The sequence below is a fragment of the Clostridioides sp. ZZV14-6387 genome, from assembly GCF_020657835.1.
Classification (GTDB): domain Bacteria; phylum Bacillota; class Clostridia; order Peptostreptococcales; family Peptostreptococcaceae; genus Clostridioides; species Clostridioides difficile_A.
On record NZ_JAGWCW010000028.1, the window covers coordinates 42,247 to 58,105 of the forward strand.

Annotated in this window: 12 protein-coding genes; 9 read left to right on the forward strand and 3 right to left on the reverse strand. The window is 29.2% G+C overall.

The window, feature by feature from the left end; genetic code table 11:
- Window positions 1–88: 88 nt before the first annotated feature.
- Entirely contained in the window at window positions 89–289 is a 201-nt protein-coding gene (locus KGF38_RS15855) for a cold-shock protein (RefSeq protein WP_003418660.1), read from the reverse strand.
- Window positions 290–746: 457 nt separating this feature from the next.
- On the opposite strand from KGF38_RS15855, the gene KGF38_RS15860 reads away from it, so the two are divergent.
- Together KGF38_RS15860 and KGF38_RS15865 are read left to right on the forward strand one after the other, a co-directional pair.
- A complete protein-coding gene (locus tag KGF38_RS15860; RefSeq protein WP_054269516.1) occupies window positions 747–2,237 on the forward strand; it encodes a 4Fe-4S dicluster domain-containing protein in 1,491 nt (496 codons plus the stop codon).
- A 262-nt stretch (window positions 2,238–2,499) separates the two neighbouring features.
- A complete protein-coding gene (locus KGF38_RS15865; protein ID WP_054269517.1) occupies window positions 2,500–3,996 on the forward strand; it encodes a 4Fe-4S dicluster domain-containing protein in 1,497 nt (498 codons plus the stop codon).
- A gap of 339 nt (window positions 3,997–4,335) precedes the next feature.
- Here KGF38_RS15865 and KGF38_RS15870 read toward each other — a convergent pair whose 3' ends face one another.
- Both KGF38_RS15870 and KGF38_RS15875 read right to left on the reverse strand, forming a co-directional pair.
- Window positions 4,336–7,248, reverse strand: coding sequence for an EAL domain-containing protein (locus tag KGF38_RS15870; RefSeq protein WP_207644661.1), 2,913 nt, complete (start codon window positions 7,246–7,248; stop codon window positions 4,336–4,338).
- A gap of 74 nt (window positions 7,249–7,322) precedes the next feature.
- Window positions 7,323–7,571, reverse strand: coding sequence for a hypothetical protein (locus KGF38_RS15875; protein WP_227832529.1), 249 nt, complete (start codon window positions 7,569–7,571; stop codon window positions 7,323–7,325).
- A 196-nt stretch (window positions 7,572–7,767) separates the two neighbouring features.
- Between KGF38_RS15875 and KGF38_RS15880 the strand changes: the two genes are divergently transcribed.
- The 7 genes from KGF38_RS15880 to KGF38_RS15910 all read left to right on the forward strand — a co-directional run bounded on the left by KGF38_RS15880 (window position 7,768) and on the right by KGF38_RS15910 (window position 15,756).
- A complete protein-coding gene (locus KGF38_RS15880) occupies window positions 7,768–8,682 on the forward strand; it encodes a ComEC/Rec2 family competence protein (RefSeq protein ID WP_054269519.1) in 915 nt (304 codons plus the stop codon).
- A gap of 119 nt (window positions 8,683–8,801) precedes the next feature.
- A complete protein-coding gene (locus KGF38_RS15885; protein ID WP_021383686.1) occupies window positions 8,802–8,993 on the forward strand; it encodes a hypothetical protein in 192 nt (63 codons plus the stop codon).
- A gap of 221 nt (window positions 8,994–9,214) precedes the next feature.
- Window positions 9,215–9,565: a DUF6483 family protein gene (locus KGF38_RS15890; RefSeq protein WP_021383697.1), complete on the forward strand. Its 351-nt coding sequence runs from the start codon at window positions 9,215–9,217 to the stop codon at window positions 9,563–9,565.
- Window positions 9,566–9,826: 261 nt separating this feature from the next.
- Window positions 9,827–11,332 (forward strand): DUF1846 domain-containing protein, encoded by a 1,506-nt coding sequence (locus KGF38_RS15895; RefSeq protein WP_054269520.1) that lies wholly within the window; start codon window positions 9,827–9,829, stop codon window positions 11,330–11,332.
- A gap of 388 nt (window positions 11,333–11,720) precedes the next feature.
- On the forward strand, window positions 11,721–12,818 hold the full coding sequence (gene dinB / locus KGF38_RS15900; protein ID WP_054269521.1) for a DNA polymerase IV: 1,098 nt from the start codon (window positions 11,721–11,723) through the stop codon (window positions 12,816–12,818).
- A gap of 261 nt (window positions 12,819–13,079) precedes the next feature.
- Window positions 13,080–14,216 carry an ABC transporter ATP-binding protein gene (locus KGF38_RS15905; RefSeq protein WP_054269522.1) on the forward strand — a complete coding sequence of 379 codons (1,137 nt, stop codon included), beginning with the start codon at window positions 13,080–13,082 and terminating at the stop codon, window positions 14,214–14,216.
- Window positions 14,209–15,756 (forward strand): glycine betaine ABC transporter substrate-binding protein, encoded by a 1,548-nt coding sequence (locus KGF38_RS15910; protein ID WP_054269523.1) that lies wholly within the window; start codon window positions 14,209–14,211, stop codon window positions 15,754–15,756. The genes KGF38_RS15905 and KGF38_RS15910 overlap by 8 nt, the downstream gene beginning before the upstream one ends.
- Window positions 15,757–15,859 lie beyond the last annotated feature (103 nt).

A 15,859-nucleotide genomic window follows, 5' to 3' on the forward strand; every position in this document is an offset into this window, starting at 1 on the left:
TTTTTGTAATGTATTATAAGTATAATAAACAACAAAAAAGAGCCTACGATAGCTCCTTTTCTAAAATATATATATTTAAATTAAATAATTATATTCTATTTACGTTTTCAGCTTGAGGTCCTCTATTACCTTGAGTTATATCAAAGCTAACCTTTTCGCCTTCTTCTAAAGTTTTGTATCCATCATTTTGTATAGCTGAGAAATGTACGAAAACATCGTCTTCTCCCTCTACAGATATGAATCCAAATCCTTTTTCATTGTTAAACCATTTTACTATTCCGTTTTTCATTATAAGAAAACCTCCGCTTTATTAAAAAATACAAACTAAAAAAATAAGTCTGTTCTATTAATATAGCATAAATTTAAAATAAAAGCAAATAAATTTTTTAAAAAAATTAATTGATTTTAGAATTTAAGAAAAACTGCTAAATCATATAATAACAGATAGTGCAAAATCATACCAAACTATGAATGAATTTAATAGCAAAAAATGTAATAAAAAGGAATACAAATAAAAAGTAAAATTAAAAAATATAATAAAAAATATTATATATTCGATTAAAAATTCAAGATAAAAATAGTGAAATTTCAGAAATATCAATATTATTATACAATAAAATATAAAAACATTATATATATTCGATAAAATAAAATTTAAACATATAATATTTTATGTATATATTAATAAAAGCAAATATTGTGTTATAATGGTATCGTATAAAATCATTTACGGGGGTGGTATTAAAATGTTTCAATTTGAAACACAAATACACAAATTAAGACATGATGTTTTAACAGCAATAGCTAGGCTTGGAAAAGAAGATAACCTTACAAGAGAAGCAATGGATAATATTCAATATGAAATAATAAAAGGTGAGAAACCTACATACAGATGTTGTGTTTATAAAGAAAGAGCCATAATATCTGAGAGAGTAAATGTAAGTATGGGGTTAGAACCAGGTCAAGATAAAATAGATTTAGATACAATGGATATAGGAGAAGATGAACAAATTATATATATTTTGGAGGCTGCATGTGATAGTTGTCCAATAAATGAATTTACAGTAACTGATATTTGTAGAGGCTGTCTAGCGCATAGATGTAAAGAAGCTTGTAAATTTGGTGCTATAACACATGTCGGAGGAATGGCTTATATAAATCACGAATTATGTAAGGCTTGTGGAATGTGTAAAAAAGCTTGTCAATATGATGCCATCTCAGAGGTTGTTAGACCGTGCAAGAGCGTATGCCCAACTAATGCCTTAGGATTTGATAGAGAGAATATGAAAGCTATGATACATGAAGATAAGTGTCTAAACTGTGGTGCATGTATGTCAGCCTGCCCATTTGGAGCGATATCTGATAAGAGTTTGATTGCTCCTGTAGCTAGACAATTAGTTAAAAATGAAAAAATGTATGCAGTAGTAGCTCCAGCTATAACAGGTCAAGTTGAAGCAAATGTTACATATGGTCAAATAAAGAATGCTATAAAATCATTAGGATTTGTAGATGTACTAGAAGCAGCTTGTGGAGCAGATGCAGTCACAGTGCATGAAAGCTTAGAGTTTGCTGAAAGAATGGAAAAAGGAGAATCTTTTATGACAAATTCTTGTTGTCCAGGATTTGTTGGTTATATAGAAAAGACATTCCCAAATCATGTAGGAAAAATATCATCTACAGTATCTCCTATGATAGCTAGTGGAAGATTTATAAAAAGTTATGAGCCAGATGCTAAGGTTGTATTCATAGGACCATGTACAGCTAAAAAGAGTGAGGCAGCTAAGAAAGAATTAAAAGGTGCAGTGGATTATGTACTGACTTTTGAAGAAATAATGGCATTATTTGAAGCATTTGATATAGACTTAGCTAAGTGTTCAAATGAAGATATAGATGATGCATCAATATTTGGAAGAGGTTTTGGCGCTGCTGGAGGTCTTACAAAAGCCATAGAGAATTACCTTGCTGAAAAAGGTATAGGTGTTAACTTTGAACCTGTAAAGATTTCTGGCGCAAGAGAAATCAAGAAAACTATGACTATGGCAAATTTAGGAAAATTAGAAGGTAACTTTATAGAGGGAATGATGTGTGAAGGTGGATGTATAAATGGTTCTGGTAAGTTCTTATCAGGTGCAAAAGTTAAAGCCACTTTTGATAGAAAAAATTCTCAATCAACTAAGAAGAGTGTCTTAGCAAATACTAAGATAAAAGATTTTAGTAAAATAAATTTAGAAAAATAAAACGAGTATAAAATACATATTATATAGAGTTGTTCCAAGTTGACTTTTGGGCAACTCTATTTTTATTTATATTTTTGTTTATTTAGTAATTTAAATTAAAAACTATATACACTTAAAATAAAAATTACATATATAATATTTTGTATATAACTTAACAAAGTATACGCCTGTGTTATAATGATTTATGGGAATAAATGAAAATACAATGTACATAATAGTAGAAATATAGCAAAAAAGATGTGATTTATGGGGAGGATTACTTATGTTTGAGTTTGAAACGCAACTAAAAAGGTTGAAGCATGAAGTTTTAACAGCAGTAGCTAGATTATCAATTGAAGAAAAATTAACAAAAGAAAATATAGAAAAAATTCCATATGAAATAATCAAAGGAGAGAAAGCAAGATATAGATGTTGTGTTTATAAGGAGAGAGAGGTAGTTCTTGAAAGAGCACAACTTGCATTAAGTTTAACACCAAATAGTAAATATGGAGATATAAATCCAGATTTAGTAAACTTAGATACAGATGAACAAATTATATATATAGTAGAAGCAGCATGTGATAGATGTCCAATAAATGAATTTACAGTTACAGAACTTTGTAGAGGCTGTCTAGCACATAGATGTAAAGAAGCGTGTAAGTTTGGAGCGATTTCTTACATAAATGGAAGGGCATATATAAATCATGATTTATGCAAAGCTTGTGGAATGTGCAAAAGTTCTTGTCAATATGATGCTATATCTGAAGTTGTAAGACCTTGCAAGAGTGTCTGTCCAACAGGAGCATTGGATTTTAATAGAGATACTATGAAAGCTATGATACATGAAGATAATTGTATAAATTGTGGAGCGTGTATGTCAGCATGTCCATTTGGAGCAATATCTGACAAAAGTTTGATAGCACCTGTTGCGAAAAAACTTGCCAAAAAGGAAAAGATGTATGCAATAGTAGCTCCAGCTATAACAGGTCAAATTGATAGTAATATTACATATGGACAGTTAAAAAATGCTATAAAGTCATTAGGATTTGTGGATATGATAGAAGCTTCTTGTGGTGCAGATGCAGTTACAGTTCATGAAAGTAATGAATTTATTGAGAGAATAAAATCTGGAGATGATTACATGACAAATTCATGTTGTCCTGGATTTTTTAAGTATATAGAGAAGATGTTTCCTGATGAAAAAGATAAAATATCATCTACAGTATCTCCTATGGTAGCAACAGGAAGATTGGTAAAAAAATTTGATTCTGATGCTAAAGTTGTATTTATAGGTCCATGTACAGCTAAGAAGAGTGAAGCAACAGATGCATGTCTAAAAGATGCAGTAGATTATGTGCTTACTTTTGAAGAATTAATGGCATTGTTTGAATCCTTTAATATAGATTTATCAAAATGTTCAAATGAAGATATAAATGATGGGTCAATTTTTGGAAGGGGATTTGGAGCATCTGGAGGTCTAACTAAATCCATACAAAACTATATTGCTGAGAAGGGAATTAGTTTTGATTTTGAACCTATAAAAGTATCTGGTCCAAGACAAATTAAAAAGACAATGACAATGGCTAAATTGGGTAGATTAGAAGGTAACTTTATAGAAGGAATGATGTGTGAAGAAGGATGTATTAATGGAGCAGGTAAGTTTTTATCAGGAGTAAAAGCCAAAAATACCTTTGATAGAAAAAATGGACAATCGACTAAAAAGAGTGTCTTATCTAATGATAAAATTAAAGAATTTGAAGATGTGACTTTAGAAAGATAGACTTAATTTTTATAAAAAGAACAGGGCTGTCGCACTAGAAAATAGTGTTACGCCCTTTTTTGTACAAAAAAGCAAATCCCAAGTTCAAAAGAACTTGAGATTCTTGTATAATATAATTCAGTTTACAAACTTTCTTGAAAATAATAAAGAGATTTCAAAGAACACTCTATTTATTGATGGTACAAAGATAGAGTCATCTTCCAATAGATATACTAAAAAAGTATTCTAAATTTATTATTTATAATAAAATATTATCTGAAAAAATGCTATTTTTATACCTTTATTTATCATGCATAATTTTACTTAGAACATAAACTTTATTTATAATAAACGTACACCTTAAACATTTGATTTAATTTCCAGTACAGGATTTTTTAATAATTGCTCAAAATCATCCTGTGGCATTGGCTTTGCATAAAAATATCCTTGTGCTAAATAACATCCAATTTCTTTTAGTATCCTCACTTGTTCTATACTTTCTACCCCTTCACATATAACTTTCATATTTAATTCTTTTGCTATATTTACCACTCCACACACAACAGCTTGTTCACGACGACCATGCATTCCTGTTTGTATAAATGTACGGTCTAACTTAATTATATCAATAGAAAATTGTTGTAATAAACCAAGAGATGAATATCCAGAACCAAAATCATCTATAGAAATAGGAAATCCTGATTCTTTTAGTTGATTAAAATGACTCAAAATCTGATTAAGATTTTCAATAAAAATGCTTTCTGTGACTTCTATTTCAAGGTATTTATGAGGTATTTTATATGAATCTGCTATTTCTATCAATCTTTCTGAGAAGCCTTCATTGTTAAAATGAATTCTGGAAAAATTACAAGATACTGGACTAATATTTAATCCTAAATCCATCCATCTCTTTAACATTTTGCAAACTTCCTCATAGATATAAAAGTCAATTTCTACCACAAATCCGTTTTTTTCAAAATAAGGAATGAATTCTCCAGGACTTATTATACCTTTATCTGGATAATTCCATCTTACTAGTGCTTCACTTCCTACCAATCTATTTGTATTCATGTCTACCTTTGGTTGAAAGTATGGAATAAACTCTCCATGTTCTAATGCTATTTGCATCCTATCTGTTAAGTTTCTTTGGTGTAATCCTTCCTCTCTCATAGCCATATCATAAAGCACAATACAACTTCTGTGTGTTATTTCTGTATTTCTTCTCGCATAATTTGCTAGATCAAGCATGAGAGATATATCATGTTTTTCAACTTCATTTACTATGTATACGCCAAATACAAGAATAAGTTGGTAAGTTTTTCTCATTTTTTCTATCCAATCATTTAGTTGAGTGTCAATCTTAAAGAGACGTTCCTTTAAGCAATCCCAACTATTGTATTTTAATAACATAACAAATTGGTCTGCAGAAACGCGAGCACAAGATTCTTCAGAAGAGACAGTGTTTTGTAAAACTTTAGCTAATGCACAAAGTATTTCATCTCCTTCTGAAAATCCTAAAGTGTCATTAATCATTCGGAATTGTTTTATATCTAAATAAACAATCACATATAAACCACCTTCTGCATTTCTTAAACTCTCAATGGCTTCTTTAGAAAATTTATTTAAATTCCAAATTCCTGTAAGACTATCTCGGTATAACAAACTCTCGATACGCTTGTTATTTTTTGACTTTAATAAAAGCAGAAAACTCAAAAGTATAATAATAATAGCTGATATTATAATAATTCCTCCAATAATTGCCATCGGATGCTGATGAATAATATCTTGCCAAGTTATATCATATTGATCTATTGTATTTTTTAAAATTATTCTGTCCATTTCTTCTGTTGACATGTATTGAATACATTTATCTAGTATAGAAAACAACCTTGAATCTGCAGAATCAGAAATACCAATACTTATTTCTTCTGCATAGTTTGTCAAAGTTGAAACAGAAAATTTTTCATAACGAGGATTGGATAATAGATAATCTGCAATATAAGTATTTACATAAACAGCATCAACTTTATTCTTTAATACAGCATCAAAACATTCTTTTGGAGAATTATAATATTCTATGGTTCTATCCAGTTTCCCATCTTTAGTAATATTTTCTCCAATCAAAGAACCATTTACAGCTGCCACTTTTTTAATTTCATTTTCATTTTCATTTTCTCCACTAACTAAAACTACTGGAGCATGCAAATAATACTGTGTTGTTCTTATATTGTTTTTTTGGTTATTGATATAATCGTTTTCCATACCACAAACTACAGATATACTAGAATCTTTTGATAATTGAAGTGCTTCATTATAATTCTTTGCAGAAACAAATCTAAATTTCAAACCAGTGTTATTTGTAATTACCTTGAATAAATCAGCAACCACACCAGAAAACTCCCCTGTTTTGGAATCACTATATTCTAGTGGAATCTTTGTAGCATCATAAACAGCTGAAATTTCACCAGATTGTTGTATATATTCTTGCTCATCTTTTGTAAATACTGGCTTCTGAGCAGTACTTATAGAAAAATACTTATTGTATAATTTTGTTTCATAACTAGAATTCCTAAGTGTCAATGTATTCAAAGCAGAATTTAGTTGAGATAACAAATTTGGCTTATGGTTTGAAACCACAGTGTAAAGTGGTTCTGGAGAAAATTGTGCTACACTTTTAAATGTACTAGTCCGACCAAGATGTGTTATAGCAACACCATCTAAGTTTCCATTTTCTAAATCTCTTAACAAATCATTTGTTTCTTTATAAGATACAATTTGAACTTTAAAATCATTTGTTTTACAATATTTTTTAAAGTTTTCAGCATCTTTACTATTACTAATAACACCTACTTTCATATCTTGAAAAGAATCAAAATCCTCATAATCATAACGAGTATCGTCCACTCTTACATTTAAAGTTGTATAAATATTACACATTGGCAGTGTTGGAAAAAGCATTTCTTTTGTACGTTCTTTTGTATAATAGACACTAGGAAGAACATCTATCTCACCTGATTTTAACATTTCAAAAGCATTTTCCCAACTTTTACAATCTACTATTTCATATTTCCAGTTAGTGTATTTATTAATTTCCTGCAAATATTCAAAATTAAACCCTATATACTCACCATTTTCATTTCGACTCATATAATCACCATCATCATAATATCCGACTTTAACTGGAACCTTATCTGAAGCAGAGTCAAGTTCTATTGGAAAAGAAAGAAAAATCATACAAACAATCAGAATCAGTTGAAAGGTTTTTAACTTCAAAATTTTGTTCCCCTCCCTCTTAATAGCTATATTATATCATTTTCAATAGAAAAATAGAATATACTGCCAACTGTTTAACTTTCAGAATATTTCTCGAATTTCAAAAGTTGTATAGGGGTTACTTTATTTCCTCTAATTCGAGAATAAGTCTTATATAATTTTTCTAACTTCATCTCCTCAATAATTTGACTTAATAACCTTACAGAATCATCTTTTGGAATCATATAATCCATATTTAGTGGTAATTTAAATTGATAATTATCACAATAAGTAGCATAATTAATTTGTATAGTATTTTGTTTTTTAATACAAGTATTATACAAGAATCCCAAGCTCTTTTGAACTTGGGATTTACTTTTTTGTATAAAAAAGGGCGTAGCGCTATTTTCTAGCGTGACAACCCCGTTTTTTTAATGCCACAAATATGCCTAGAATTTGCCTCGTTTATATGTGTATTTTACTAAGTCAGGATTGTTATACTATAAATATGTAATAAATAAAATTTATAGGAGATTTTGGATGAAGAGAATAATATTAAGAGACATCATGTTTTTTGTTACTACATTGTCTGTAATTGCAATATTATTGATTGTGGTAAATATAACTACTAATGGTAAGATAAAATCAACAAGTGAATCTTATTTAAAGAGTGAAAAAAATAGTGTAAGTCAAAATAATATTCAAGGCAACACAAAAAATACTGCATTTAAGACTACTATACTAAGCACTGGAAAATCAGACTGTATATTAATTGAGATAGGCGATAAAGTTGTAATGATTGATACAGGAGAAGATAAAAATGGAGAACAAATAGTTGATAAATTAAAGGAAAAAGGAGTAAATACACTTGATTATTTGATTTTAACTCATTTAGATAAGGACCATATAGGTGGAGTCGATAGTGTGCTATCTAGTGTCAAAGTAAAGAATCTGATACAAGCAAATTATGAGAAAGACAGTAAACAGTATGATGAGTATACAGATTCACTTAAACAAGCTGGTGTAGAACCAGTAGTACTGAAGGAAAAGATGAATCTTGAAATCAATAATGCAAAAATAAGCATACAACCAGCTTCAAAAAGTGATTATGAAAGTTCGAATGATTATTCAATAATGACTAGTATAAATTATGGAGAACACAGGTTTTTGTTTGCAGGAGATGCAGAGGAAAAAAGGTTGGCAGAGTTTATAAGTGAAAATACCTTAAAATATGATTTTGTTAAAATTCCTCATCATGGAAGGTATGACAAATTAACTGAAGCATTTTTAGAGTCTATTACCCCAGAATATGCTGTTATTACTTGTTCAGATAAAAAAGCTCCTGATGAAGATGTATTAAAAATATTAGAAAAACTGAATGTAAAAACATTTTTGACTTCTGCTGGAGATGTAGTCATCAATAGTGATAGCAAGACATTGAGTGTTAGACAATAATTTTTTTTAGAAAATCTTTGAAAAAATTTAAAAAAATCATTAGCAAATATTACCCCTTAAACATAGTATATTTTAGGAGCTGAAACTCCACATACAAAATAACTAGGAGGTAACATATTATGTTGGATAGATTTTTTGGTGAAGGCGGATTTGGTGGATGTGCTTGGTGGATAATAATATTATTCTTCTTATTCTTAGCATTCCAAGATTGTTGGGCTGAGATGGACTTATGTGCATGGATACCTTTCTTAATAGTATTATTAATACTTTGTGAATGCGGTGACGTTTTTGATGGAGGATGTGGATGCTAAAAAAATCAATTTAGATGATTTAACAAAGCGTACGGTGGGTATAAGTAAAATACCAAACCAATCACAATCTAGTGTTTGAAGGTAGTCGGAAATCCCCCGCTACCTTCTTTTTTTATGTTTAAAATCTATTTTTGAATTATTTCATTTACATATAATAATTTTTAATATAAAGTCTGTTATAATTAAAAAGAAAATAAACTTTATTTATAGGAGATGTAAAAATGGCTATAGTAGATAAGATTTTCAATGAGATAAAACTTATGGTTGCAAGACTTTTATTGGGAAAGAAATACAGTGAATATGAAGAAAAAGATTTAGTGTATAATACAGAAGAAGAAGTTATACTTATTACCTTGAAACGACTAGTTTTTCAAGGAAAAGTGAATGAAGCAGAAGAGATTTTATTCGATAAGGCTAACACTGTGAATACTGAAAATATGCAGTATATAGCAATAGAATTTTACACTATGCTTATGGAAAAAACTGATGAGGAATTAGAGGCTATGAATTTCTCTAAACAAGAAGTATATCAAGGAATAGAAGATATTAGAAAAGTATTGAACTTGGAGTAAAAGATATATGAGAATATTGAAATAAATTAGTGAGAAGGTGAGAATATTATATTTAGATATATAAAATATAATATTCTTATTTTATTAGTTATATGAGTATATCTAATTTACTATAAAACTATCTTGAAAAAAATTAATCTTAATTGTATAATATTACTTTGAGTGAAAAAGTATTAACATTTTTTTATAAGATGTTTTACTAAAAAAATATATATAAATATACTGTTATCAATAAGAAATTTAATTTAGTGAGGTGTTAAGATGAAAATAGGATTTGACCACAAAAAATATTTAGAAGAGCAGTCTAAATATATCTTAGAAAGAGTAAATAATTTTGACAAGCTTTATTTAGAGTTTGGAGGAAAATTAATGGGAGACCTTCATGCAAAAAGAGTACTTCCAGGATTTGATGAAAATGCAAAAATAAAAGTATTACAACATATGAAAGAAAAAGTAGAAGTTGTAATTTGTGTATATGCAGGAGATATAGAAAGAAATAAAATAAGAGGAGACTTTGGTATCACTTATGATATGGAAGTTTTAAGATTAATAGATGATTTAAGAGGTTATGAGTTAGATGTAAATAGTGTAGTAATTACTAGATTTGAAGGACAACCTGCTACAACTGTATTCATAAATAAATTAGAACGTAGAGGAATTAAAGTATATAAGCATTATCCAACAAAAGGATATCCATCAGATGTTGAGACTATAGTTAGTGATGAGGGGTATGGAGCAAATGAGTATATAGAAACTACAAAACCAATAGTAGTAGTGACAGCGCCAGGTCCTAATAGTGGGAAACTTGGTACTTGTTTAAGTCAGTTATACCATGAAAATAAAAGAGGAAATGTAGTTGGATATTCTAAGTTCGAGACATTCCCAGTTTGGAATGTACCTGTGAAGCATCCTTTAAATATAGCTTATGAAGCAGCTACGGTTGATTTAAAAGATGTAAATATGATAGACTCATTCCATCTTGAAACTTATGGTGAAATGTCAGTAAACTACAATAGAGATTTAGAATTATTCCCAGTGCTTAAGAAAATAATAGAAAAAATAACTGGAAAAGAATCAATTTACCAATCTCCAACTGATATGGGTGTTAATAGAGTTGGATTTGGAATAATAGATGATGAAGTAATAAGAAAAGCCTCGATAGAAGAAATAATAAGAAGATACTTTAAAACTGCCTGTGAATATAAAAAAGGACAAGTTGATAAAGGTGCTTATGATAGAATGAAAATGATTATGGAAGAACTTAACCTAAAACCAGAAGATAGAAAAGTTGTCTTACCTGCTAGAAATTACAGTAATAAATTAAAAGAAAATGCTGATAAGAATGATACTTGCCCTGTAGTAGCGCTAGAGTTAGAGGATGGAACAATATTAACTGGTAAGGGTTCTGACTTAATGAATGGAACAGCAGCAGCTGTATTAAATGCAATTAAACACTTAGCTAATATATCTGATGATATGCATTTAATATCACCTGTAATATTAGAACCTATTATAAATCTAAAAACAAAAACTTTAGCTAGTAGAAATGTTTCTCTTAGTTGCCAAGAGGTTTTAACTGCACTTAGCATTTGTGCTGTAACTAATCCAACTGCACAATTTGCTATGGAAAAATTGGCATTATTAAAAGGATGTCAAGCTCATTCTACTACTATACTAAATAGAGACGATGAACAAACATTTAGAAAACTTGGCATAGATGTAACTTGTGACCCAGAGTATCCATCACAAAATCTTTACTATAGTTAAAATTATATAAAAAAATATGGGCTGTTTTAAAGTAATAGTTTGAGCAGTCCATTACAATTATAATAAAATCAGTAGGCTGCCTTGTATAAGGCAGTCTTTTGTTTTTAAAACATCCCATTTAAATTAATATATATACTGTTATCCATAAGGAATTTTAAATTTAGTTCCTTGGAATACCTATTGTAAAGCTTTTATATAGTTTTTGCAAGTGTTTTTAAGGATTTTTTATAAATTATATTAAATTAGTTGATTATAGGATGTTTTATATATGGAAAATATCAATATGTAAAGAGAATTAAAAAAAAGAGCATAAAGAAACATAAGTTTGGTATAATTAAAAGGTAATCTAAATAAACTCAATCTGTTTGTATTTTAAAAGGTGATAAGGATGGAACTTCATAGAAAAATAATTCACATAGACATGGATGCTTTTTATGCATCTATAGAACAAAGGGATAATAAAAAATTAAAAGGAAGACCTGTTATTGTTGGAGGAAATCCACAAAGTAGAGGTGTAGTTGCAACTTGTTCTTATGAAGCTAGAAAATTTGGTATACATTCAGCTATGCCATCAGCTGTAGCTTATAATAGGTGCCCATATGCAGTTTTTGTAAGACCTAGATTTGATGTGTACAAGGGTGTATCAAATCAAATAAGAGATATATTTTATAGATATACTGATTTAGTTGAGCCATTGTCTTTAGATGAAGCTTACTTAGATGTAACAAAAAATAAAAAAAATATTGACTCATCAATTGAGATAGCAAAGCAAATAAAAAGAGATATATTTCGAGAAGTTGGTCTTACTTCTTCAGCTGGTGTGTCATACAACAAGTTTCTAGCCAAAATTGCGTCGGATTTAAAAAAACCTAATGGTCTGACTGTAATAAATGAAAAAAATGCCCAAGAGTTTTTAGATAAATTACCTGTAAATAAATTTTTTGGTGTTGGAAAAGTTACTTCAAATACCCTTAAAAATTTAGGTATAAAAACAGGATACGATTTAAGGTGTTTAAATTTATTTGAACTTGAAAATATATTTAAGAAAAAAGGTTATGAATTGTATAAATTCGCAAGAGGAATAGATGATAGACCTGTAGAGCCAAATAGAGTTAGAAAATCTGTTGGGGCAGAGACTACATTAAGTCATAACCTGGATATTGATGAAGAAGAAACACGCAACATTCTTGATGAACTTTGTGAAGAGGTATGTCATAGATTAAAAAATTCTGAGAAATTTGGAAAGACGCTTACATTAAAAATTAAATATGAAGATTTCACAAAGATAACTAGAAGTCTTAGTTTAGACCATTATATTGATGAATATAGTGATATAAGAAGTGGCATAGACAATTTATTAAGAAATGTCGAGATGAATAGAAAACAAATAAGGCTATTGGGAGTTACAATATCGAATTTAAGTGATAAAAAAGAAACCTACAAAGATATTACTTTATTTGAGTATATGGATAGTATCCAACTATAGTTTTTTAAAAAATGAAATAACACTAGTTTTGATGTTATATAATTAAGACTAGTGTTATTTTGTGAATATTTTTATTACTTTATTTTTCAACATTATGTATTGTATAACTATATATAAATACTTTATATTTGTAGGAATTTTCAGTCAGAAACTGACCTAAAAGGTCTACTTTGTTTACATAAAGAGAATAATATGATATAATTATAAAAACAACTTATAATATTGCTGGAGGTTGCTTGTCGATAAAGGGGATGATAGATTATGATAGAAATAAGAAATGTAACCAAAAAGATAGGAAATAATGTTATATTAGATGATATTTCTCTAGTTGTAGAAACAGGTACATTGGTGGTTTTAATTGGTTCAAGTGGTTGTGGGAAGACTACAACATTGAAGCTTATAAACAAATTAATAAAACCTACATCTGGTGAAATATATATTAATGGCAAACCAATTTCTCAAGAAAATGAAATAGAGCTTAGAAGAAAAATAGGATATGTTATACAGAACACAGGCCTATTTCCTCACCTTACAATAAAAGAAAATATAGAGTTAATTCCACGCCTAAAAAAGGAAAAGTCCATTGAAGAAATTGAGCAAAGAACATTACAACTACTAGAGATGGTAGGTCTTGATAGTGATGAGTTTTTAAATAAGTATCCTTCAGAACTTAGTGGTGGTCAACAACAAAGAATTGGTGTTGCAAGAGCCATCGCAACTGATGCTGAGATAATATTAATGGATGAGCCTTTTAGTGCTTTAGACCCAATAACAAGAACATCTTTACAAGAGCAATTATTTTCTCTTCAAGATGAATTGAAAAAAACTATAATATTTGTAACTCATGATATGGATGAGGCTTTAAAGATAGCTGATAAAATTTGTATTATGAAGGATGGGAGAATAGCACAGTATGATACTCCAGAAAATATACTTAGAAAACCTGCAAATGATTTTGTAAAAGATTTTATTGGAGAAGATAGAGTTTGGGATAATCCAGAGTATATAAAAGCAAGGGATATTATGATAAAAAATCCTATTGCTGTAACTTCAACGAGAACTGTAACTCAAGGGATAGAAATTATGAGAACAAGTAAGGTTGACAGTTTACTAATTATAGACAGAGCTAAAACATTAAAAGGGATTGTTACAGTAAAGGATATGAAAGATATTAATGACAAATCAATATTACTTGCTGATATTATGTCAAAAGAGCCTTTACATGTGAATGAAGGAGATAATTTAGTTGAGATATTGAATGTAATGAACCGTAATTCGGTTGGATATATTCCAGTTGTTTCTGATGAAAATAAACTTGTGGGGCTAATTACTAGAAGTAGTTTACTTTCCGTTTTAAGTGAACAATTCCTAGAAATGGAGGTGAGTGTCCTTGGATAATTTTTTTAACTTTATACTATTACAAAAGGATAAGATTATAGAGCTTTTAATACAACATATGAGTTTAACTGTTACATCTATTTTGATAGCTATAATAGTTGGAGTTCCTCTTGGAATAATTATTTCAAGAATCTCATCTCTTAGAAAAATAATACTTGGATTTGTAAACTTAGTCCAAGCAGTTCCGTCTATGGCACTTTTGGGTCTTCTTGTACCTATACTTGGGATAGGAAGTAAACCAGCCATATTTATGGTAGTAGTCTACTCATTACTACCAATTGTAAAAAATACGTATATAGGTATAACCAGTATTGACCCAGTCGTATTAGAATCAGCTAAAGGTATTGGTCTTACAAGAAATCAGACATTATTTAAAATACAATTTCCTTTAGCACTACCTATAATAATGGGTGGGGTTAGAATTTCTGCTGTTACAGCTGTTGGTTTGATGACTCTTGCTGCGTTTATAGGTGCAGGTGGTCTAGGATATTTAGTATTTTCAGGTGTTCAAACTGTAAACAATAATATGATTTTAGCAGGAGCAATTCCATCATGTATAATTGCACTACTAGTTGATTATTTATTTAGTAAAATTGAAGTTGCAGTTACTCCAAAAGGATTAAATCCAAAAGCACCAAAGAAAAATTATATAGCACTTAAAGTAATATCTGTTGTAGTTGTTGTTTCAATGTTGTTTGTTGTTTTTAGTTCAAGTTTTTCAGGTAAGAAAGATACAATAACTATTGGTTCTAAAGATTATACAGAACAACTTATACTTGGTAATGTTTATGCTGAATTAATAGAAAAAAATACAAATCTTAATGTTAAGAAGAATTTAAATCTAGGTGGTTCATCTGTTGCATTTAATGCAATTAAATCTGGTGAACTAGATATGTATGTGGATTATACAGGTACACTTTTGGTAAATGTAATGAAACATACTCCAATTAAAGATGCTGATGAAGCATATAAGGTTGTAAAAGATACTATGGAAAAAGAAAATCAGTTAACTTTACTTGACCCTCTTGGATTTAATAATACTTATACATTAGCCATGATGCCTGAGACTGCCGAAAAGTATGGAATAAATACTATTTCTGATTTGACTAAATATGGTAAAGACTTTACTTTCTCGCCAACTTTAGAGTTTGAAAATAGAGAAGATGGTCTTATAGGAATCGCTAGAGATTACGGATTAAAGTTTAAAGATGTAAAAGCAATGAATGGAAGTTTAAGATATACAGCTTTAGCTAATAATGAATCTCAAGTTATAGATGCATTCTTAACTGATGGTCTTATTAAAAAGTTCAATCTTAAGATACTAGAAGATGACAAAAACTTCTTTGTACCATATTATGCAGCGCCATTAGTAAGAGAAGATACTTTAAAGAAATATCCTGAGTTAGAAAAAGTTATGAATATGCTTTCAGGTAAAATAAATGAAGAGACTATGAGAGAACTTAACTATCAAGTTGATGAGCTTGGTAAATCACCAGAGGACGTTGCTCATTCATTCTTAGTTAAAGAAGGTTTAGTATAAAAAATTAATAATTCCTATCAGAAACTTGGGGCTGTCGCACTAGAAAATAGTGCTACGCCCTTTTTTGCATAAAAAAATAAATCCCAAGTTCAAAAGAGCCTAG

Bases quoted from the DNA above. Each gene is read 5' to 3' on its own strand.
- KGF38_RS15855 (WP_003418660.1), bottom strand. From the start codon at position 289: ATGAAAAACGGAATAGTAAAATGGTTTAACAATGAAAAAGGATTTGGA.
- KGF38_RS15860 (WP_054269516.1), top strand. From the start codon at position 747: ATGTTTCAATTTGAAACACAAATACACAAATTAAGACATGATGTTTTA.
- KGF38_RS15865 (WP_054269517.1), top strand. From the start codon at position 2,500: ATGTTTGAGTTTGAAACGCAACTAAAAAGGTTGAAGCATGAAGTTTTA.
- KGF38_RS15880 (WP_054269519.1), top strand. From the start codon at position 7,768: ATGAAGAGAATAATATTAAGAGACATCATGTTTTTTGTTACTACATTG.
- KGF38_RS15885 (WP_021383686.1), top strand. From the start codon at position 8,802: ATGTTGGATAGATTTTTTGGTGAAGGCGGATTTGGTGGATGTGCTTGG.
- KGF38_RS15890 (WP_021383697.1), top strand. From the start codon at position 9,215: ATGGCTATAGTAGATAAGATTTTCAATGAGATAAAACTTATGGTTGCA.
- KGF38_RS15895 (WP_054269520.1), top strand. From the start codon at position 9,827: ATGAAAATAGGATTTGACCACAAAAAATATTTAGAAGAGCAGTCTAAA.
- dinB (WP_054269521.1), top strand. From the start codon at position 11,721: ATGGAACTTCATAGAAAAATAATTCACATAGACATGGATGCTTTTTAT.
- KGF38_RS15905 (WP_054269522.1), top strand. From the start codon at position 13,080: ATGATAGAAATAAGAAATGTAACCAAAAAGATAGGAAATAATGTTATA.